The 18,815-nt window shown below is 69.7% G+C and carries 20 protein-coding genes; 5 read left to right on the top strand and 15 right to left on the bottom strand.

Translation table 11 applies throughout. The features are described from left to right. Positions 1-3 precede the first annotated feature (3 nt). The 8 genes from fmt to PRL19_RS06765 form a co-directional block, all read right to left on the bottom strand. Positions 4-897, bottom strand: coding sequence for a methionyl-tRNA formyltransferase (gene fmt, locus PRL19_RS06800; protein WP_273744328.1), 894 nt, complete (start codon positions 895-897; stop codon positions 4-6). Between the two features lie 53 nt (positions 898-950). Continuing rightward, on the bottom strand, positions 951-2,351 hold the full coding sequence (locus PRL19_RS06795) for a flagellar biosynthesis protein FlgA (protein ID WP_273744327.1): 1,401 nt from the start codon (positions 2,349-2,351) through the stop codon (positions 951-953). Beyond that, on the bottom strand, positions 2,348-3,856 hold the full coding sequence (locus PRL19_RS06790) for a tripartite tricarboxylate transporter permease (protein WP_273744326.1): 1,509 nt from the start codon (positions 3,854-3,856) through the stop codon (positions 2,348-2,350). The genes PRL19_RS06795 and PRL19_RS06790 overlap by 4 nt, the downstream gene beginning before the upstream one ends. A gap of 12 nt (positions 3,857-3,868) precedes the next feature. Continuing rightward, positions 3,869-4,384, bottom strand: a complete 516-nt coding sequence (locus PRL19_RS06785; RefSeq protein WP_273744325.1) for a tripartite tricarboxylate transporter TctB family protein — start codon at positions 4,382-4,384, stop codon at positions 3,869-3,871. A 61-nt stretch (positions 4,385-4,445) separates the two neighbouring features. Further along, positions 4,446-5,447: a Bug family tripartite tricarboxylate transporter substrate binding protein gene (locus tag PRL19_RS06780; protein WP_273744324.1), complete on the bottom strand. Its 1,002-nt coding sequence runs from the start codon at positions 5,445-5,447 to the stop codon at positions 4,446-4,448. 58 nt (positions 5,448-5,505) lie between these two features. Then, positions 5,506-6,564: a 4-hydroxythreonine-4-phosphate dehydrogenase PdxA gene (locus PRL19_RS06775; RefSeq protein WP_148911447.1), complete on the bottom strand. Its 1,059-nt coding sequence runs from the start codon at positions 6,562-6,564 to the stop codon at positions 5,506-5,508. Positions 6,565-6,621: 57 nt separating this feature from the next. Further along, positions 6,622-8,328 carry a dihydroxyacetone kinase family protein gene (locus PRL19_RS06770; protein ID WP_273744323.1) on the bottom strand — a complete coding sequence of 569 codons (1,707 nt, stop codon included), beginning with the start codon at positions 8,326-8,328 and terminating at the stop codon, positions 6,622-6,624. Continuing rightward, positions 8,325-9,236, bottom strand: coding sequence for a sugar phosphate isomerase/epimerase family protein (locus PRL19_RS06765; protein ID WP_273744322.1), 912 nt, complete (start codon positions 9,234-9,236; stop codon positions 8,325-8,327). The genes PRL19_RS06770 and PRL19_RS06765 overlap by 4 nt, the downstream gene beginning before the upstream one ends. A 171-nt stretch (positions 9,237-9,407) precedes the next feature. Here PRL19_RS06765 and PRL19_RS06760 point away from each other — a divergent pair, with 171 nt between their 5' ends. Beyond that, positions 9,408-10,076, top strand: coding sequence for a GntR family transcriptional regulator (locus PRL19_RS06760; RefSeq protein WP_273744472.1), 669 nt, complete (start codon positions 9,408-9,410; stop codon positions 10,074-10,076). Between the two features lie 50 nt (positions 10,077-10,126). On the opposite strand, the gene PRL19_RS06755 is transcribed toward PRL19_RS06760, so the two are convergent. The 4 genes from PRL19_RS06755 to def (PRL19_RS06740) form a co-directional block, all read right to left on the bottom strand. Next, positions 10,127-10,864, bottom strand: coding sequence for a calcium-binding protein (locus PRL19_RS06755; protein ID WP_273744321.1), 738 nt, complete (start codon positions 10,862-10,864; stop codon positions 10,127-10,129). Between the two features lie 144 nt (positions 10,865-11,008). Continuing rightward, positions 11,009-11,509, bottom strand: coding sequence for a peptide deformylase (gene def / locus PRL19_RS06750; protein WP_273744320.1), 501 nt, complete (start codon positions 11,507-11,509; stop codon positions 11,009-11,011). 2 nt (positions 11,510-11,511) lie between these two features. Beyond that, positions 11,512-12,027 carry a peptide deformylase gene (def, locus tag PRL19_RS06745; protein WP_273744319.1) on the bottom strand — a complete coding sequence of 172 codons (516 nt, stop codon included), beginning with the start codon at positions 12,025-12,027 and terminating at the stop codon, positions 11,512-11,514. Further along, positions 12,020-12,541 (bottom strand): peptide deformylase, encoded by a 522-nt coding sequence (gene def, locus PRL19_RS06740; RefSeq protein ID WP_045999944.1) that lies wholly within the window; start codon positions 12,539-12,541, stop codon positions 12,020-12,022. The genes def (PRL19_RS06745) and def (PRL19_RS06740) overlap by 8 nt, the downstream gene beginning before the upstream one ends. Positions 12,542-12,619: 78 nt before the next feature. Between def (PRL19_RS06740) and PRL19_RS06735 the strand changes: the two genes are divergently transcribed. The 3 genes from PRL19_RS06735 to PRL19_RS06725 all read left to right on the top strand — a co-directional run bounded on the left by PRL19_RS06735 (position 12,620) and on the right by PRL19_RS06725 (position 15,462). Beyond that, on the top strand, positions 12,620-13,804 hold the full coding sequence (locus PRL19_RS06735) for a MalY/PatB family protein (RefSeq protein ID WP_273744318.1): 1,185 nt from the start codon (positions 12,620-12,622) through the stop codon (positions 13,802-13,804). A gap of 107 nt (positions 13,805-13,911) precedes the next feature. Then, a complete protein-coding gene (locus PRL19_RS06730; protein WP_045982486.1) occupies positions 13,912-14,874 on the top strand; it encodes an acetyl-CoA carboxylase carboxyltransferase subunit alpha in 963 nt (320 codons plus the stop codon). Positions 14,875-15,231: 357 nt separating this feature from the next. Beyond that, positions 15,232-15,462: a hypothetical protein gene (locus PRL19_RS06725; RefSeq protein WP_045999942.1), complete on the top strand. Its 231-nt coding sequence runs from the start codon at positions 15,232-15,234 to the stop codon at positions 15,460-15,462. Here the strand turns inward: PRL19_RS06725 and PRL19_RS06720 are convergent. The 3 genes from PRL19_RS06720 to PRL19_RS06710 are packed head-to-tail and all read right to left on the bottom strand — an operon-like array spanning position 15,447 to position 17,841. After that, positions 15,447-16,259, bottom strand: a complete 813-nt coding sequence (locus PRL19_RS06720) for a lysophospholipid acyltransferase family protein (RefSeq protein ID WP_273744317.1) — start codon at positions 16,257-16,259, stop codon at positions 15,447-15,449. The two genes, PRL19_RS06725 and PRL19_RS06720, sit on opposite strands and share 16 nt — an antisense overlap. Further along, positions 16,256-17,167 carry a cell division protein FtsX gene (locus tag PRL19_RS06715; RefSeq protein WP_045982483.1) on the bottom strand — a complete coding sequence of 304 codons (912 nt, stop codon included), beginning with the start codon at positions 17,165-17,167 and terminating at the stop codon, positions 16,256-16,258. Before PRL19_RS06715 ends, PRL19_RS06720 begins: the two co-directional genes overlap by 4 nt. Further along, positions 17,167-17,841, bottom strand: coding sequence for a cell division ATP-binding protein FtsE (locus PRL19_RS06710; RefSeq protein WP_273744316.1), 675 nt, complete (start codon positions 17,839-17,841; stop codon positions 17,167-17,169). The genes PRL19_RS06715 and PRL19_RS06710 overlap by 1 nt, the downstream gene beginning before the upstream one ends. Positions 17,842-17,954: 113 nt before the next feature. Between PRL19_RS06710 and PRL19_RS06705 the strand changes: the two genes are divergently transcribed. Next, complete coding sequence (locus PRL19_RS06705; protein WP_273744315.1) at positions 17,955-18,812, top strand: zinc-ribbon domain-containing protein; 858 nt, start codon at positions 17,955-17,957, stop codon at positions 18,810-18,812. Positions 18,813-18,815 lie beyond the last annotated feature (3 nt).

The raw sequence follows: 18,815 nt of genomic DNA, 5'->3' as shown, positions 1-18,815 counted from the left end.
GCCCTAGCCCAACCGGGGGGGCAGCGCCCAACCGCGCAGCAGGTCGGCAGGAGTCATCGGCCGCTTGCCCGCACGTTGTGCCAGTGTGATGCGCACCGCCCCGGAGCCGCATACGATGGTGAAATCGGGCAGGACCGTTCCGGGGTCACCCTGTCCCGGGACGACGGTGCTGGCCAGCAGCTTTACGCGTTCGTTCCCGATCATGCACCACGCCCCCGGAAAGGGTGACAGACCGCGGATCTGGCGGTCCACCTGTTCGGCAGGCAGGGTCCAGTCGATACGCGCCTCGGTCTTGTCGATCTTGGCGGCGTAGGTCACGCCATCCTGCGCCTGAGGCACGGCAGGCAGCGGCAGGCGGTCCAGCACGTCGCAGATCAGGTCCGCCCCCATCGCCGACAGTCGGTCGTGCAGGCTGGCCGTGGTGTCGTCCGCGGCGATGGGCGTGCGGGTCAGGGCCAGCACCGGGCCGGTGTCCAGCCCCGCCTCCATCTGCATGATCGCGACGCCGGTTTCCGCATCCCCCGCCAGGATCGCGCGGTGGATGGGCGCCGCCCCTCGCCAGCGCGGCAAAATTGAAGCATGAATGTTCAAGCAGCCAAGGCGCGGTGCATCCAGCACCGGCTGCGGCAGGATCAGGCCATAGGCCACGACCACCGCCACATCCGCGTCAAGCGCAGCGAAGTCGGCCTGGTCCTGGGGGTCGCGCAGGCGGGCGGGGGTGCGGACCGGGATCCCCAGGTCCTGCGCCGCCAAGGCCACCGGAGAGGGGCGGGGCTTCTGCCCGCGTCCGGCCGCGCGGGGCGGTTGGGAATAGACCGCCACCACGTAGTGGCGCGCGGCGATGGCCCGCAGGGCGGGGACCGAGAAGTCGGGCGTTCCCATGAAGATCACGCGCATCGGGCAGGCCTCCGGTTGGTGCCTGCCCTCAATGCCCGCGTGGCGGACGGGCTTCAAGCCCCGGAGACAAGCCCCCAATCGGTGACGGCGTCCTGCATCCGGCGCAGCCGGAGGAGCGTCGAGCCTTCGTCCAGTGCAACGTCGCCACACAGAATCGGTTGCCCTGCCGCGACGTCGCGGCGCAGCGTCCGCCCGGCGGCCAGGTAGTACGGCACCGGCGCATCGTCCGCGACCGCCCGCGCGGGCGTCATGCGGCCCGAGACATGGGCGATGCTGTGATGATGCCCCTCGGCCCGCAGGACGGTGCCGGCGGGCAGGTAGGACTCGGCGAAGGCGGTCAGATCCACGACCGGGCGCGGGGCGCGCGCGCCGGAGGAGACGCCGTGCAAGGCGGCCTCAAACACCGTGGTCGCGGCCTCCAGCCCCAGCAAGTGGCGCGGCAGGCCGATCATCGCGGTGCGCCCGTCGCGGGACACGACATGGCCCTTGTCGCGCAGCATGTCCCATGTCGCGGCGTCATCGCAGGCCACGGTGACGAAGACGCCGCCCGCGAAGCTGACCTCGCCGGCCAAGCGCAGGCAGTGGAACACGTCCAGCCGCCCCTGCCCCGACAGGAGCCCGTCCTGGTCGGTCATCAGGTCCGCGACCTCGGGGATGCGGGCGATGGGGGCGTGCAGGTCAGAACGGTCCGGCATCAGCCCCAGGGCATTGGCGACCAGTGTCAGTTCGCACAGGTCCGGCACGGCGCGCTGCGGCAGCGCGCGCAGGGCGTGCGCCCGGCCCGCGGCCACATCGGCCCAGGGCCGATCCGCCGGGTCCAGCCAGTCGGCCAGCCCCGGCGCGGCCACAGCCGTGCCATTGCTGATCGCCTGCCCCGTATCGGGATCGAAGACGAAATCGTATTCGCTGGACTTGCCCGCCGCGACGATCCGCAGGCCGATGACCTGCGCCCAGGTCGCAAGCCCGATCAGCAGGCTGGGCTGATCACCGTCCACCGGCGCCACGACCACGCCCCGGTCGCGGGCCATGCGCGACAGGATCGGGCCGATGACGCTGTCGGTCTCCTTGGTGACCATGACGACGTGATGTCCCGCTGCAATGGCCATCTCCGCATGGCGGGCACCCGCCTCGGGGTCGCCGGTGGCCTCCAGCACGACGTCCAGCGGGAGGGCGGCCACAGCGGCCAGATCGCCCGCGGCGATGCAGTCGCCGGCCTCCCAGGCCGCCCGCGCACTGGCGGCATCGGCGCAGACCGCGATCCGCGCGGGGTCCACGCCGACAGATGCCAGCGCCGCCGCCGCCGTCTCTGCATCGCGGTCCACCGCCACCCGGCAGGCCAGCCCGTCCACATGGCGCGCCTGCGCCAGAAAGCTGCGCCCGAACCCGCCGGTCCCGATGATGGCGGTCTGAACGGTGCGCGCCTGGCGGGCGGCAAAATGGCCAATCAGGTTCATGCGACCACCTTGCGGTTGCGGCGCAGGCTGAGCGCCAGGCCAAGCGTCTTGGGCAGGATCAGCAGCGCCAGCGCCACGATCATGATCCCTGTCACCAACGGGTTGGCAAAGAAGATGCCAAGCGATCCGTCCGACAGCAGCATCGACTGGTGGAACGCGTTCTCGGCCTTGTGGCCCAGGACCATGGCAAGGATCAATGGCGCCAGCGGATAGTCCAGCTTGGTGAACATGAAGCCCACGAAACCGAAGATCAGCACCAGCCACAGATCGAACGTCGCCCCGGACACCGTGTAGGCGCCGACGAAGCAGATCGCGACGATCATCGGCCCGATGATGGTGAAGGGGATGCGCAGCAGCGCCGCGAACATCGGCACGGTGGCCAGGACCAGGATCACGCCCAGCAGGTTCGACACGTACATGCTGGCGATCAGGCCCCAGACGAAATCGGGCTGGGTCGCGAACAGCATCGGCCCCGGCGTCAGGCCCCAGATCATCAGCCCACCCATCATCACCGCCGCGGTGGCCGAGGACGGCACGCCCAGGGCCAGCATCGGCAGCATCGCGCAGGTGCCCGCGCTGTGATCCGCCGTTTCAGGCGCGACAATCCCCTCGGGGCGTCCCGACCCGAAGGCCGCGCCCTTGCGCGATGCCTGGCGCGCCACGCCATAGGACATGAAGCTGGCCGCCGTCGGCCCGCCCGGCGTGATGCCCATCCAGATGCCGATCAGGCCCGACCGCAGGGTCGTGGCCCAATACTTGGGCAGCTCGGCCAGGGTCTTGAGCACATCGCGCAGGTCGATCCTGGAGGACACGCCGCGGAACCGCAGCCCGTCCTGCACGGTGGCCAACAGCTCTCCGATGCCGAAGAGGCCGATCACCACCACCAGGAAGCTGATCCCGCCCAGCAGGTCCGAGAACCCGTAGGTCAGGCGGATGGACCCGGTCACGCTGTCCATGCCCACGGATGTCAGGATCAGGCCGGTCGTCAGCGACACCAGCGTCTTCATCGGGGCGGCGCTGCCCATGCCGATGAAGGCCGCGAAGGCCAGGAAATAGACCGCGAAATATTCGGGCGCACCGAAGCGCAGCGCGAATTGCGACGCCCAGCCCGCCAGCAGGGTGATGACCAGAATACCCATCAGCGCGCCCACCCCCGCCGACACGAAGGCCAGCGTCAGCGCGCGCGTCGATTCGCCGTTTCGCGCCATCGGATAGCCGTCGAAGGTGGTGGCGACCGATGACGGTTCCCCCGGAATGTTGAACAGGATCGACGTGGTGGACCCGCCGAACAGCGCCCCCCAATACATCGATGTCAGCAGGATGATGGCCGATGTCGGGTCCAGCGCAAAGGTCAGCGGGATCAGCAGCGACACCCCGTTGGGCGCCCCCAGCCCGGGCAGCACCCCCACGACCAGTCCCATCAGCACGCCCGCGACCATCAGCATCAGGTGCATCGGGGTGATGGCCACGGAAAACCCGTGCATCAGCAGATCGAAATTGCCCATTGTCGCGGCCCCTTAATAGATGCCCAGAAGCGGCTCCAGCGGCCCCTTCAACAGCGGAATCTGAAAAATCGTCTCGAAGATCAGGTACAGGCTGACGGCGAAACCCGCGCCGATGGCCAGGCCTTTCCACAGGCGGAACCCGCCCTGCCGCCAGGCGGTCAGCCCGATGTAGAAGGTCGCCGCGACATAGAAGCCGACCGTCAGCATGCCGATGACGAAGGCCGTCATCGCCCCCAGGAAGGTCGCGATGCGGATCAGGTTCTGGCGTGGCAGGAACGGCTCCTCCGGGTCATCCAGGGGGTCGGGGGGCGTGCGCTGTGCCTTGCGATGCGCGACCAGCGCGCTGCCCAGGTTCCACAGGCTGCCCGCGATCAGGACGATCGCCACCCAAAAGGGAAAATAGCCAGGTTGCGGGCCATGATCGCTCCACCCGGTGCCCAGTTCGGCGGCGCCGATGATGGCCGCCACGCCCAGGGCACCGGTGGTGATTGCCGTGCCGATCTCGGCATGAAAACGTCTGACGGTCATGACCCTCCCTTTCCCCATAGGCAAAAGGGGCACCCGGACGATCCCGGATGCCCCGATGCGCTTACTGCGCGGCGGCGGTGACCCAACCCTCGGCCTCGAAGACGGTCACGGTCGCGGCCTCGTTCTCCTCGATGAAGGCCGTCAGGTCGTCCCCGGTCAGCACCGCCGCGGTCTGCGAGGTCTTGGAAAGGTAGTCCTTCCATTCCTCGGTCTCGGCCACGCGGGTCAGGGCGTCCTGGTAAAAGGCCACCACCTCGGGGTCTGTGCCCGCGGGCAGCCAGACGGTGCGCGGCATCTGGTACCGCTCGATCTCCAGCCCCTGTTCGGCGCAGGTCGGGATGTCGTGCCAGCCCATGTCGCCGCTGACCGGCTCGGATTCCGCCATCCGTTCGGGCGAGAACACGCACAGCGGACGGATCGCGCCGGCCTGCCACTGGCCGATGTTCTCGTTCGGGTTGTTGACGTTCGCGGCGATATGGCCGCCGGCCAGCTGCACGCCGACCTCTCCGCCGCCGTTGAAGGGGACGTACTTGAAATCGGCGCCGGTGGTCTGTTCGATCAGCGCCACCAGCGTCTCGTCGGTGTCCTTGGACTGGCTGCCGCCAAAGACGATGGCGCCGGGTTCGGCCTTGGCCGCCTCGATCAGCTCCATCGAGGTCTGCCAGGGGGCGTCGGCCTTGACCCAGATCAGGAACTCGTCCAGCGCCAGCGCTGCGACGGGCTGCAGGTCCTCGGCCGAATAGGCCAGCTGGGCCACATGGGGCAGCAGATAGACGTTGTTCGTCCCGAAGATCAGCTTGTGCGGATCGGCGGCGTTCTGGCGGGCGTACAGGAACGCCTCGGCCCCCGAACCGCCGCCCTTGTTCAGCACGACCATGTTCTGGTCCAGGATGTCGTTGCGCGTCAGCGCGGCCTGGATGGTGCGGGCGAAATTGTCGGTCCCGCCGCCGGCCCCGGATGCCACGACGAATTCCACCGGGCGTTCGGGGGTCCATTCCGCCAGCGCCGGGACGGTGGCTGCCAGCAGGGCGGTGCCTGCGATCAATGCGGTCTTGATGGTCATTTTATCTCTCCTCCCAAAGATGATGCGACCCGCTTGCGGCGGGAAAAAGACCGGGCGCCTATTCGGCGACCAGCAATGTCGGGGCGACCTCTGCCTGCGCCCAGCCCGCGGGCAGCGCGCGCGGCGCGCGGGCAGGGTTCAGCGCGGCCAGGTCGCGGCCAAGCCGCGCGGCGGTCAGCGTCGCGCCCAGATCGGCGCGCCCCTGCCCCGCGATGTCGAAGGCCGTGCCATGCGCGGGCGTCACGATCGGAAAGCCGTAACCCGCGATCAGCGTCACGCCGCGGTCAAAGCCCATCAGCTTCATCGCGATCTGGCCCTGGTCGTGATACATGGTCAGCACCGCGTCGAATTCGCCGCGGATGGCACGCACGAAGACGGTGTCCGACGGGATCGGCCCCTTGGCGTCGATGCCCAGGGCCACGGCCTGCGCCACGGCGGGGGCCAGGATCTCGTCATCCTCGTGGCCGAAATTGCCGCCGTCGCCCGCATGGGGGTTCAGCGCGGCGACGCCGATCCGCGCGCCGGGCTTGCCCGCACCGGCCATCACCTCGGCCGTCAGGCGCAGGCTGTCCAGGATGCGTTCGGTGGTCAGCGTCTCGGCCACCTTGCGCAGCGGGATGTGGCTGGTCACGCGGGCGTTCCAGACCTCCTCCAGGACGTTGAACTCTCGCCCACTGCGATCCGCGTGCAGAACCGCGTCGATAAATCCGATCTCGTCGACATAGCTGGGACGGGCCAGCCGCATCGAATGCTTGTTGAAGGGCGTGAACATCGCCGCATCCGCGATCCCCGCCCCTGCCAGCTGCAGCACGCAGCCGAAATTCTGCAGGCTGGCCGCGCCGGCATGGGCACTGGACTGGCCCAGGGTCATGCCGTCCACCGCGCAATTCGCCAGATCCAGAAGCACATGGCCCGGCGCCATGTCGGGGCCGACCTGATCGGCGCCGATCCGCGGCAGGTCCAGCGTGACCCCTGCATGGCGCGCGCCCATCTCCAGCACCCGCGCATCGCCCACGACGATCACGTCCAAGGCCTTCATGTCGTCATGGGCCAGCAGTTTCGCCGCCAGTTCCGGGCCGACGCCCCCGGCATCCCCCAAGGCCAAAGCAATGCGCATGTGTCTCTCCGTCTGGAATATTGTTGGTGGGCGGCGCGTCGGTCGCGCCGCCCGAATTCAGCGTGCCAGCGCCCCGGCCACGATCCGCGCGCACAGCGCCAGCGAGATCGCGCCCGCATCGGGATGCCCGATGCTGCGTTCCGCCAGCGGGCGTGCCCGGCCAAGACGCGGCGTCAGGTCGGCGGTGGCGTCGGCGGCGGCAGTCGCCGCACGGGCGGCGGCATCCCAGGCATCGGCCAGCGCGGCACCTTGGGCGACCTGCCCCTGCAGCGTGTCGACGAAGGGCGCAAAGGCATCGACCAGCGTCTTGTCGCCGGGCCGCGCGCCGCCCAGGCGGGTCACTGCATCGATCCCCGCCCGCGCCCCTGCGGCCACGCGGGCCGCATCGGGCACATCCGTATCGCCCAGCGCCTGCCCCCAAGCACGCAGGGCCACGCCCCACAGGGCACCCGACGTGCCGCCCGCGCGATCCGCCCAGGCGTCGCCCGCCAGCGACAGGACGGTGCCCGCGCCCGCGCCCTGCGCCGCCGCATCGCGTGCCGCAGCCGCGGCTGCCGCCGACCCGCGCGCCATGCCCTGGCCGTGATCGCCGTCGCCCGCGATGGCGTCGATGCGGCCCAATTCTGCCTCTGCCTCGGCCAGCGCCTGGGCCAACCGTGCCACGATGTCGGCCACGCAGCCGGCCTGCGCCGCACTGGCGGGTTCGCCGCGCGGAACCGCTGCGATGGCCGCTCCCTCGCGGGCCACCTGACGCGCGCCCTGGGCGGCCACGGTCCCCTTGCGGAAGGCGGGTGCATCAGCAGGCGCACACCACAGATCGGCCAGCGCATCGTCCAGCCACAGGATCGACAGAGAGCACCCCTCCATGTCCAGGCTGGTCACGAACTCTCCGACCTCGGGGTCGATGACGGTCAGGCCAGCGTCGGTCATCAGCCCGGTCAGATGATGCCACAGGACAAACAGTTCCTCGTATTTCGTGCGGCCAAGGCCGTTCAGGACCACGGCCACGCGGCCGTCATGGCCTTGGGGCCGTTCCGCCAGCAGCGGCTCCAGCAGCATCCGGGCCAGATCGGCAGCGGGCAGGATGGCCTGCTCGGCGATCCCCGGCTCGCCGTGGATGCCCAGGCCAAGGGCGACCTGCCCCTCGGGCACGGTGAACAGGGGTGCCGCCTGTCCCGGCAGGGTGCAGCCGTCGAAGGCCAGCCCGAAGGACACGGTCCGCGCATTGGCGCGTCCGGCCAGATCCATCACCGCGTCCAGATCCAGGCCCGCCTCGGCCGCGGCACCGGCGATCTTGAAGACCAGCAGGTCGCCCGCCACGCCCCGCCTGCGCGCTGCGTCGGTCGCGGGCGCGCTGGCCACGTCATCGGTCACGGCCAGGATGCGCGCATCGATCCCTTCGGCGCGCAGACGTTCGGCAGCGGCGCCAAAGTTCAGCACGTCGCCCGCATAGTTTCCAAAGCCCAGGATGACGCCTCCGCCCAGGTCCGCCGCCCGCGCCACCCCGGCCACCGCACTGGTCGAGGGTGACGCGAAAACGTCCCCCGCCACCGCCCCGTCGGCCAGGCCCGGACCGACATAGCCCAGGAACGCCGGATAATGCCCCGACCCTCCGCCCACGACCAAGGCCACCTTGCCCGGCGCCCCGGCATATGCGCGCAACGCGCCGTGCGGGACGGGAATGACACGGTCGGCATGGGCGGCGCAGAATCCCGCCAGCGCGGTCGCGGCGAAATCCTCGGGGCGGTCCACGATCTTGGTCATGGCAGGGTCCTTCTCTGCGCCAGGATGCGGCGGATGTAGTCGCGGTTCTCGGCGCAGACCCCAAGTCCGTCGCCGCCGTAATGCTCGACCAGGAAGGGGCTGGAAAAGCCCAGGTCCAGCGCGGTGTTGATCGCCGCGCGCCAGTTGATGGTGCCGCCCATCATGGGCGCGGGATGGGACAGGATGACCCCCGACGGGTCGGTCATCCGGTAGTAGTTCTTGACGTGCCAGTAGCCCGCGAAAGGCGCGCACAGCGCGATCATCTCCGTCCAGGGCTGCACGGGCCGATGCAGGCGGATCAGGTTGCCGATATCGATGTTCAGCCCGACCGACGGGAGGTCCACGTCGGTGACGAAGGCGACCGCGTCGGAGGCGGTGCCCAAATAGGTGTCCTCGTACATCTCCAGCGCGACGTGGATGCCGCGATCGGCGGCGTGGCGGCCCAGGTCGCGGATGCGGGCAACGGCCAGGGCGCGGGTGGCGGGGTCGTCGGGGTTCGTCACCCCCGGCTCGGTCCAGAACCACAGGGCGGCGCGCTGCGCGTCGCTCAGCGGGCCGAACAGGCCAAAGCTGACATGCCCCGCGCCAAGATCGGCGGCGCAGTCGATGACACGATGGCAATAGGCCAGATGGTCGTCACCCTGCACCGGGTCGATCACGCTGCGCCGTGAGGTCGAGATGGCCGGAACGGTCAGTCCCAGGTCACGGCAGATCGCCACGAACCGCGCCCGTCCAGCATCGTCCAGATCGGCCAGCCGCAGCCAGCTGTCGGTCGGATCGACCGCATCGAACCCCGCCGCCGCGACCTGGCCCAGATCGCGCGCCCAGGCGGCCGGCCCGGCATCCTGGACGGATGCGAACGGGATCATCGCACAGGCGATGGGCCAGTCCTGCGGCGTCCAACGCATGGTGTTCCCCGACATCGATCCCCCTCCCGAATCACGTCCCGGGTTCTTGCTAGCACGGCCCCAAAAGCGTATCAATAATTCTGTATACAGCACACAGAAGGCAATATTGACTTGCCACCCCCGCCGTCATAGCCAGAGAGAGACGCGCCAACGGAGACGCCGGTGACCGACATGTCAGACACAGACGCCCGCATCGAACGCCTGCCCCTGCTGGACGCGATCCTGTCGCGTCTGCGCGACATGATCATCGAAGGGCAGCTGCCACCCGGGACCCGCCTGAACGAGGGCCAGATCGGCCAGCAGCTGGGCGTGTCCCGCACGCCGCTGCGCGAGGCGATTAAGTACCTGGCATCCGAGGGGCTGGTCGAACTGGTCCCGGCACGGGGCGCGGTGGTCAAGCAGTTCGGCGCGCGCGAGGTCCGCGACATGCTGGAGGTGATCCGCATCCTGGAGCAGCAGGCAGGGATCATCGCCTGCGCGCAGGCGACGGATGCGGGCATCGCGGGGGTGCGGGCGCTGCATGACAGGATGCTCGCCTGCTATGCCCGGCGCGACCGCATGGCCTATTACAAGCTGAACCAGGCGATCCATACGGCCATCGTGGCACTTGCCGACAACGGTGCCCTGTCCGAGGTGCATGCCCGCCTGCAGACCCGGTTGAAGCGCGTCCGCTTCATCGGGCACGAAGGTGCGGAAAAATGGGCCAGCGCGGTCGGCGAACACGAACGGATGATCGCGGCGCTGGAGGCGCGGGATGCGGACGGACTGTCGGACATCCTGGGCCGCCACCTGACCCTGGCGTGGGAGCGGGTGCGCGACGACCTGCCTGCGCAGACATGAAAAAAAACCCCGCGCAGGGCGAACCTGCGCGGGGGGACCGCCAAAAGATCTTACCAGGAGAAGTCGTCGCTGCTCATCTGGTTCAGGCGGAAATCCTCGATGACCAGCTGGTTGGGGCCAAAATTCAGCACGACGTCGGACCCGCTCTGCACGGCGGCGCCGCGGATCTGGGCATAGCTGTCGACATTGGCCAGGGCGCGCAGGTCGATGTCGTCGTCGCCGTTCTCGAAGTCGGTGATCCGGTCGCGCCCGCCGTTGAAGACGAACACGTCCGCCCCCTCGCCGCCGGTCATCGTGTCGTTGCCCAGCCCGCCGTTCAGCGTGTCGTTGCCCTCTCCGGCGATCAGGCGGTCGGCGCCGAAGCCCGCGATCATCCGGTCGTCGCCCTCGCCCCCGGTCAGGATGTCGTTGCCCGCCCCCGACGCCATGCGGTCGTTTCCGTCACCGCCGTCCAGCGTGTCGCGCCCGGCGCCGGCGTATAGGACGTCGTCGCCATCGCCGCCCCAGACGCGGTTGTTGCCGTGGCCGGCGGCGACGATGTCATTGCCCTCGCCGGCGGCGATCACGTCGCTGCCCGCGCCCGCCCAGATGCGATCGTTCCCCGAGCCGCCGGACACGCGGTTCGCGCCCTCGCCGGCCCAGATGCGGTCGTTGCCCTCGCCTCCGTCGATCGTGTCGTTGCCACGAAAGCCATAGAGCGCATCGTCACCCGACCGGCCATAGATCAGGTCGGCCACGTTGGTGCCGGTCAGGCGGTTGTCGTCGTCATTTCCGAACAGTCGTGCCATGGGGTGCATCCTTCTGAAAATCCTGGCGCCGCGGCGATCTTGCGACGGGGCGCGACGCCGGTCCCCGTTGCACGGACGGCCTTCCGGGCCATTCGACAGCAGAACGGGACGACGGGTCGTTCTATTCCATAACGACGGAAAAAATCAGCGGCGGTGCAGCTTGGCCGACCGCGCGACCAGCATCTTGCGGCGCAGGGGGGTCAGGTGGTCGACATACATCCGCCCGGCCAGGTGGTCGATCTGGTGCTGGACGCTGATGGCCCACAGGCCGACGAAATCACGGTCCTCCTCGACGCCGTCCTGGTTGAGGAACCGCACCTTGACCGCCCGGGGGCGGCTGATCGGGGCCGAGACGCCGGGCAGGTTGGGGCTGGCCTCCTCGTGCTCGCGCAGCTTGACGCTGGCATGCAGGATCCGGGGGTTGGCCATGCGGACCGCCTGTCCGCGCGGCCCCGAGGCATCGACGACGGCCAGCGCCATCATGATGCCGATCTGGGGCGCGGCCAGGCCCACGCCGGGCATCGCCTCCATGGTGTCGACCATGTCCTCCCAGATCATGCGGACGGATTCGGTGATCTCTGCCACCGGCGCGGCGGCGCGATGCAGGCGGGGGTCGGCATAGGGCAGGAACGCGCGCGCGGCCATGGTCAGTCCTTCACGATCAACAGGCCGTCCAGGTGATCGACCTCGTGCTGGGCGATGCGGGCGGCGGGACCCTGCATGTCGCGCACCTGATAGCGGCCGTCCAGATCATACCAGCCGATTCCGATGGCGGCAGGCCGCGTGACGTCGACGGGGCGGCCGGGGATGGACAGGCACCCTTCGGGCGCGGTCTCGGTCTGCGGCGACCGGACCAGGATCTCGGGGTCGATCAGGACCAGGGGGGCGGGCGCGCCGTCCTTCCAGCCGGCATCCATGACGAAGATCCGGCGCAGCACGCCGATCTGCGGGGCGGCCAGGCCGCGGCCCTGAGCGTGATACATGGTGGCCAGCATGTCGGCGGCCAGCACGCGCAGTTCGGGGCCGGTCATGTAGCCGGCGGGTTCCGCGCGCAGGCGCAGGCGCGGGTCCGGCCACAGGACGATGTCGCGCAGGGTGCCGCGGCCAAGATCCCCCGGCAGGTCGGGGCGCATCCAGCCGCTGGCACCCGTGCGATCAGGCACGGGCCAGGTCCCGCTTCAGCTTGACCATCTTGCGGGTGATCATCTGCCGCTTGATGGCGGAGAGGTGATCGATGAACAGCACGCCGTCCAGGTGGTCCAGCTCGTGCTGGGCGCAGGTGGCCCACAGCTCGTCGAACTCGCGTTCATGGGTCTTGCCGTCCAGCCCCAGCCAGCGCATGCGGATCTGCGCGGGCCGCGTGACCTCTCCGTACTGGTCGGGGATGGACAGGCAGCCCTCCTCATAGGTGTTGGGCGTGTCCGACGCCCAGGTCACCTCGGGGTTGACCAGCACCAGGGGCGCGCGCGGCGCCTCGGGGTCGCGGTTGGCATCCATGGTGAAGACGCGCAGGCCCACGCCGATCTGCGGCGCGGCCAGGCCGATGCCGGGCGCCTCGTACATGGTGGCCAGCATGTCCGCGGCCAATGTCTCGATCTCGGGCGTGATGCGGGCCACGGGTTGGGCCACCTTCTTCAGGCGCGGATCGGGATGGATCAGGATGGGTCTCAGGCTCATGGCAAGGGATTTAGGGCAAGCCTTCACCATAAGCAACAACCCCGCTAGGCTAGGGTGACGCAGCCAGCAGGAGCCCCCATGACCCAGCCCGATTTCGACCGCATCATCGACCGCCGCGGCACGCATTGCAGCAAGTGGGACGACATGCAGGCCGCATACGGCGTGGGCGCCGATGACGGCCTGGCCATGTGGGTGGCTGACATGGATTTCGCGCCCCCCGCGGCGGTCCAGGCGGCGGTGGACCGCGCCGCGGCACATGGCGTCTATGGCTATCCTGGCGCGAACCCGCCCTATCTGGCGGCGATCGGCTGGTGGATGGCGCATCGCCACGGCTGGCAGATCCGGCCCGAATGGGTGTTGACCTGCGCGGGGCTGGTCAACGCGGTCGCGATGGCGCTGAACGCCTATACGCGGCCCGGCGACGGGGTTGTCGTGATGGCGCCGGTCTATCACGCCTTCGGCCGGGTGATCCGCGCCGCCGGCCGCGACGTGGTCGAGTTGCCCCTGGCGATGACCGACGGCCAGTACGCCCTGGACTGGGACGCGTGGGAAAAGATGCTGACCGGGCGCGAACGGATGATGATCCTGTGTTCGCCGCACAATCCCGGCGGCCGCGTCTGGTCCGAAGCCGAACTGCGCCAGGTCGCCGATTTCTGCGACCGCCACGACCTGATCCTGATCTCGGACGACATCCATGCCGACCTGGTCCTGCCGGGCGGCCCACGTCACCGGATGATGGCGACCGTGGCACCCGACATCCTGCCGCGCTTGGTGACGCTGACCGCCGCCACCAAGACCTTCAACATCGCGGGCGCTCATATCGGCAACGCGATCATCCCCGACCCCGACCTGCGGGCGCGGTTCCAGGGCGCGCTGGCCGCCGCGGGGATCTCTCCGGCGATGCTGGGCCAGGACATGGTTGCGGCCGCCTATTCGCCCGAGGGCGCGGCCTGGGTCGATGCGCTGGTCGATTACCTGGACGGCAACCGGCGGATCTTTGATCAGGCGGTGAACGCGATTCCCGGTCTGCGGTCGATGCCCCTGCAGGCGACCTATCTGTCCTGGGTCGATTTCCGCGACACCGGCATGACCGACGCGGAAATCACCCGTCGCATCCAGGACGACGCCCGGATCGCGGCCAATCACGGCGCGACCTTCGGGCTGGGTGGCGACGGGTTCATGCGCTTCAACATCGCGACGCCGCGGGCGCGGGTGATCGAGGCGGCAGACCGGCTGCGCGCGGCCTTCGCCGACCTGCAGTGACGCGGGCGCGGCGCCCGGCCCCGCGGATGCCGGCTGCCGCGCCCGCGTTGCAACCCGTCCCGCACCGACCTATATAGCGCCAAACCCGAACCCCAAAGGCATGCCGCATGGTCTATCTGGATTTCGAAAAACCGCTCGCCGACATCGAGGGCAAGGCCGAGGAACTTCGCGCCATGGCCCGCAAGGGCGACGGCACCCTCGACGTCGAGAAGGAGGCCGCGGCGCTGGACCGCAAGTCGTCGGATTTGCTGCGCGACCTCTACAAGACCCTGGACCCCTGGCGGAAGACGCAGGTCGCCCGCCATCCCGACCGCCCGCATTGCAGCGACTATATCCAGGCGCTGTTCACCGAATACACGCCTCTGGCGGGCGACCGCGCCTTTGGCGACGACCACGCGGTGATGGGCGGCCTGGCGCGTTTCAACGACGCACCCTGCGTGGTGATCGGGCATGAGAAGGGCAACGACACCAAGTCGCGCATCCACCACAATTTCGGCATGGCTCGCCCCGAGGGGTACCGCAAAGCGATCCGCCTGATGGACATGGCGCACCGCTTTGGCCTGCCCGTGATCACGCTGGTCGACACGCCCGGCGCCTATCCCGGCAAGGGCGCCGAGGAGCGGGGACAAAGCGAGGCGATCGCCCGCTGCACCATGAAATGCCTTGAGATCGGCGTGCCGCTGGTCAGCGTCATCATCGGCGAAGGCGGGTCAGGCGGGGCCGTGGCCTTTGCCACCGCGAACCGCATCGCCATGCTGGAACATTCGATCTATTCGGTCATCTCTCCGGAAGGCTGCGCGTCGATCCTGTGGAAGGACGCCGAAAAGATGCGCGACGCGGCCGAGGCGCTGCGCCTGACCGCGCAGGACCTGAAGAAGCTGGCCGTGATCGACCGCATCATCGCCGAACCCCTGGGCGGGGCGCAGCGCGCACCCGATGAGGCCATCGCCGCCGTGGGCGCCGAGATCACCGCGATGCTGGCCGAGATGTCGGACATGAAACCCGACCAGCTGATCAAGGACCGCCGCGCCAAGTTCCTGGCGATGGGCTCCAAGGGGCTTGCGGCCTGACGCACACGATACTGTGACCGACCTGCAACAGCCGTCCCGTCTTGGGGCGGCTGTCGCGTTTTGCCGTCTTGCGCGAAATGCAAGGCTGGGCCAGCCTGCACTCCTGCCCGCAACGCATGCGCGAAAGGAGGGGCTCATGACATCATATGCCAATGCCCCCGCCCTGACCCGCACCGGTTCGATGCGTACCTTGTCATCGCGACAAGGCGCCTGACCGCCGCAAGGCAGACCCCGCTGACATCATGACCTGACACGACCGCGATCCGCGGGCCTGTCCACATGGCGTCATCCCTTCCCTGAACCCCATCGACCGCACAAGGCACCGCCCTGTCCGGTCCCCCTATCCGGAGACTGACGATGATTGCCGATCTTCATCCGCAAAGCGCCCGCCTGCGTCCCGCGATGCACCGCCTGATCGCCCGACACGGCGCGACGGCGGTCTTATGGGCCGCGATCCGCGCGGCGCTGCTGCCACGGCGCAGGCGGCCGCGGCCGCCCGATCCGTACCTGATGTCCCCGCACATGCGGCGCGACATCGGGCTGCCGCCGCAGGGGCCGCATGTCCCGCGCTACTACGACCTGAGGTGAGAGCGGTTCCGGGCGGCGTCATCGGCGTCGCCCGGTTCCGGCAGGACCAGCCCGGCCTCGGCCATCAGGCGGTCGGAATGGGTCTCGATCTCGGCCCGCAGGCGGGGCAGGAAACCCTCCGCCGGGATGGCGGGATCGATGGGCGGCAGGAACTCGACCACCGCGCGTCCGGGGCAGATGCCCCACCCGCTGCGCGGCCAGAACATGCCCGTGTTCACCGCGACGGGCACGACCGGCAGGCCGGTCCCCTCGCGGATCGTGACCACACCCTGCTTGTAGGGCTTGCGCTGGCCCGGCAGGGTGCGCGTGCCCTCGGGATAGATGATCAGCTGCCCCAGCCCCTCGGCGGACAGGCGCTGGTTGATGGTGCTGCTGATCGCGGCCATCGCGTCGCGCCCGCGCGACCGGTCGATGGGGATGCAGCCGGTCTTCCACGCGTACCAGCCCATGACCGGGACGCGCATCACCTCGCGCTTCATGATGAAGGCGCGGCGGGGAACGGCATGGGCGATGACCATGATGTCCCAGAACGACTGGTGCTTGGCGGCGACGATGCAGTCATGGGTCGGCGGCGTGCCGCGGATCTCGCAGGTCAGGTGCAGGTGGATGCGCGCGGCCCAGACCATGTAGGCGATCCAGCGCGTGGCGATGCGGTTCGCGCCTGCCCGCCCGTGGCGCAGCGCAGGCAGGCCGAACAGGCCGATGATCAACGTGGCGCAGGCGACATGGGCATAGAACAGCACGTTCTGGACGTACTGCCAGGGGGTCAGCGCGCCGGGACGCGCGCCGTCGGTCATCGCACGGCCTCCAGCATCTTCAGCGCCGCCCACCGCGTGGCGACAAAGCCCACACCGGCCGCGATCAGCGGGATGGTCAGCGGCATCAGCCAGTCGGCGCCCTGAAAGCCCAGCCCGGTCAGGAACCCGCCCGCGGCGCTGGCATCGGGCAGGATGGCGATCGCGCCCATGCCCAGCACGGTGCCGACGGCGGACCCCATCGCGGCGCGCCGGGTGAACCGGCGCACGAAGGCCGTGGCGATGGTCAGGTCGCGCGCGCCGATCAGGCGCAGGACGCGGATCACCTGGACGTTCGCGGCCAGCGCGGCCTTGGCCGCCAGCGTGATCATCGCGGCCGAGGCGGCCCCGATCAGCATCAGCGACACGATGCCCAGCATCCGCAGTCGGTTCGCGGCCGAGACCAGCGGCCGGCGCCATTCGGTGTGATCGTCCAGCACCGCGCCCGGCACCTCGGCCTCAAGGCGCAGGCGCAGGCCCTCGGCATCGAACTCGCCCTCGACGGGCAGGTCGATCAGGGCGGGCACGGGCAGCGCGTCCACCGGCATGTCCGGCCCGAACCACGGCTCCAGCAGCTGGGCCAGCTCGTCCTCGGGCAACAGCCGCGGGGTGCCCGCGCCCGGCGTGGTCTGCAGGATCGACAGCGCCGATTGCACCAGCGCGTCCTGTTCCGCCACCGGCGCGCTGACGCGGACCGTCACGCTGCCGGCAAGTTCGGAGGACCAGCGGTCGGCCAGCCGCCCCGTCGCCAGCGCCAGCGCCAGCGCGAACACCGCCAGGAACGCCATGGCGCCTGCGGAAAACAGCGTCAGCTGCGCCGTGAACCCGGTCGGCGGCACGATGCGGTCGCCGGCGCCGTCCTTGTCACCCGTCAGGCCCTGCCACAGGCTTCCGATATTCAGCCGTCCCATCAGAGATCCGCCCCCGCCAGATGCAGGCTGCCGCCGGTGATCCGCAGGACGCGCGCCGTCACCTGCGCCTTGGTGGCGCGGATCAGGTTTAGGTCATGGGTCGCCACCAGGACGGTCTTGCCCGACTTGTTCAGCTCGATCAGCAATTGCATCAGCCGCATGGACATGTCCCAGTCCAGGTTGCCCGTGGGTTCATCCGCCAGCACCAGGTCCGGCGACAGGATCACCGCGCGGGCCAGCGCCGCCCGCTGGCGCTCGCCGCCCGACAGCGACGGCGGCAGGGCGCGGGCGTGCTGGGACAGCTGGACCCAGCCCAGAAGATCGCGCAGCGCGTCCATGTCCACCTCCTCTCCGGCGATGGAGAGGGGCAGCGCGATGTTTTCTGCCAGGGGCAGATGGTCCAGGAACTGCGGGTCCTGGTGGACCACGCCCACGCGGCGGCGCAGATCGGCGATGCCGTCGCGCGACAGCTCGCGCATGTCCTGGCCAAAGGCCGTCATCTGGCCCGAACTGGGCAGAAGATCCGCAAAGCACAGCCGCAGCAGCGTGGTCTTGCCCGACCCGGACGGTCCGGTCAGGAAATGGAACATGCCCGGCTGCAGGGTCAGCGTCATGCCCGACAACAGCTCGTCCTGGCCCTGATAGCCGAAGCCGACATCCCGCATCTCGATCAAGCGCCACCTCTTTTCCGCTGCGACCCGTCTGGTGCGGGCCCTTGGCGCCCGGCGCGACTTGGAAGCCGGACCCGCGCTTGATAGAACAGCCGCACGATGAATGCGAGGGTGGCATGGCTGAATTCAAGTTGATCTGTCCGGGTTGCCGCGCCGAATATGCGCTGCCCCCCGACGCCATTCCCCAGGGCGGCCGCGAGGTCGAATGCCCCGCCTGCGGCCATGTCTGGCAGGCCCATCCCCCGGCCGCCGGGGGACGGCTGGATCTGGGCCGCTTCTTCAGCAGGCGCCCCGACCAGGACGAGACGCCCCGCCCCCTGCCGCCGGCCCGCGCGCGCCTGTCCCCGGACGTGCTGGACATGCTGAAAAGCGAGGTCGATCACGAACGCCGCCTGCGCGACGCCGAACAGCAGGACGACCCGCGCCCCGGCGCCGAGGAGATCGACTGGCCCGCGACCACCGTGACGCTGCCCCCAATGCCCGCGGCCCTGCCCCCGCCGTCCCCGGCCATCGCGGCGCCGGCCATCGCGGCGCCGATCATCGCGGCGCCGATCATCGCGGCGCCGACCCCCGCGATTCCGGATGCGCCCCGCGCCCAAGCACCCCATGGCCCTGACGCCCGTGACGCCCGTGACGCCCGTGACGCCCGTGACGCCCGTGACGCCCGTGACGCCCGTGACGCCCGTGAACCGGAACGGCGCCAGCCGGACCTGCGCCAGCCCGAATTGCGCCAGCAGGCCGAAACCACGGTGCATCGCCGTGCCACGGTCACGCCCATCCGGGTGATGCGACAGGGCCGCGGCTTCGGCGCGGGCATGACGATGGCCCTGCTGGCGGCTGCAGCGGTGCTGGCGGTCTATCTGCTGGCCCCGGTGGCCGAGGCGCGCGGCTGGCCGCTGTCGGGGACGCTGGCTACGGCGCGCGACGGGCTGGACGCACTGCGACAATGGCTGGCGACCCGCGTCGGCGGCTGAGCC

Origin of the sequence: Paracoccus marcusii, assembly GCF_028621715.1 — a bacterium.
GTDB classification, from domain to species: Bacteria; Pseudomonadota; Alphaproteobacteria; order Rhodobacterales; family Rhodobacteraceae; genus Paracoccus; species Paracoccus marcusii.
The sequence above is the reverse complement of the archived record's forward strand: the minus strand, read 5'-3'. Positions and strand labels throughout refer to the sequence as shown.

Coding starts and splice junctions, on each gene's coding strand:
- fmt (WP_273744328.1), bottom strand. CDS start 897: ATGCGCGTGATCTTCATGGGAACGCCCGACTTCTCGGTCCCCGCCCTG.
- PRL19_RS06795 (WP_273744327.1), bottom strand. CDS start 2,351: ATGAACCTGATTGGCCATTTTGCCGCCCGCCAGGCGCGCACCGTTCAG.
- PRL19_RS06790 (WP_273744326.1), bottom strand. CDS start 3,856: ATGGGCAATTTCGATCTGCTGATGCACGGGTTTTCCGTGGCCATCACC.
- PRL19_RS06785 (WP_273744325.1), bottom strand. CDS start 4,384: ATGACCGTCAGACGTTTTCATGCCGAGATCGGCACGGCAATCACCACC.
- PRL19_RS06780 (WP_273744324.1), bottom strand. CDS start 5,447: ATGACCATCAAGACCGCATTGATCGCAGGCACCGCCCTGCTGGCAGCC.
- PRL19_RS06775 (WP_148911447.1), bottom strand. CDS start 6,564: ATGCGCATTGCTTTGGCCTTGGGGGATGCCGGGGGCGTCGGCCCGGAA.
- PRL19_RS06770 (WP_273744323.1), bottom strand. CDS start 8,328: ATGACCAAGATCGTGGACCGCCCCGAGGATTTCGCCGCGACCGCGCTG.
- PRL19_RS06765 (WP_273744322.1), bottom strand. CDS start 9,236: ATGCGTTGGACGCCGCAGGACTGGCCCATCGCCTGTGCGATGATCCCG.
- PRL19_RS06760 (WP_273744472.1), top strand. CDS start 9,408: ATGTCAGACACAGACGCCCGCATCGAACGCCTGCCCCTGCTGGACGCG.
- PRL19_RS06755 (WP_273744321.1), bottom strand. CDS start 10,864: ATGGCACGACTGTTCGGAAATGACGACGACAACCGCCTGACCGGCACC.
- def (WP_273744320.1), bottom strand. CDS start 11,509: ATGGCCGCGCGCGCGTTCCTGCCCTATGCCGACCCCCGCCTGCATCGC.
- def (WP_045999944.1), bottom strand. CDS start 12,541: ATGAGCCTGAGACCCATCCTGATCCATCCCGATCCGCGCCTGAAGAAG.
- PRL19_RS06735 (WP_273744318.1), top strand. CDS start 12,620: ATGACCCAGCCCGATTTCGACCGCATCATCGACCGCCGCGGCACGCAT.
- PRL19_RS06730 (WP_045982486.1), top strand. CDS start 13,912: ATGGTCTATCTGGATTTCGAAAAACCGCTCGCCGACATCGAGGGCAAG.
- PRL19_RS06725 (WP_045999942.1), top strand. CDS start 15,232: ATGATTGCCGATCTTCATCCGCAAAGCGCCCGCCTGCGTCCCGCGATG.
- PRL19_RS06720 (WP_273744317.1), bottom strand. CDS start 16,259: ATGACCGACGGCGCGCGTCCCGGCGCGCTGACCCCCTGGCAGTACGTC.
- PRL19_RS06715 (WP_045982483.1), bottom strand. CDS start 17,167: ATGGGACGGCTGAATATCGGAAGCCTGTGGCAGGGCCTGACGGGTGAC.
- PRL19_RS06705 (WP_273744315.1), top strand. CDS start 17,955: ATGGCTGAATTCAAGTTGATCTGTCCGGGTTGCCGCGCCGAATATGCG.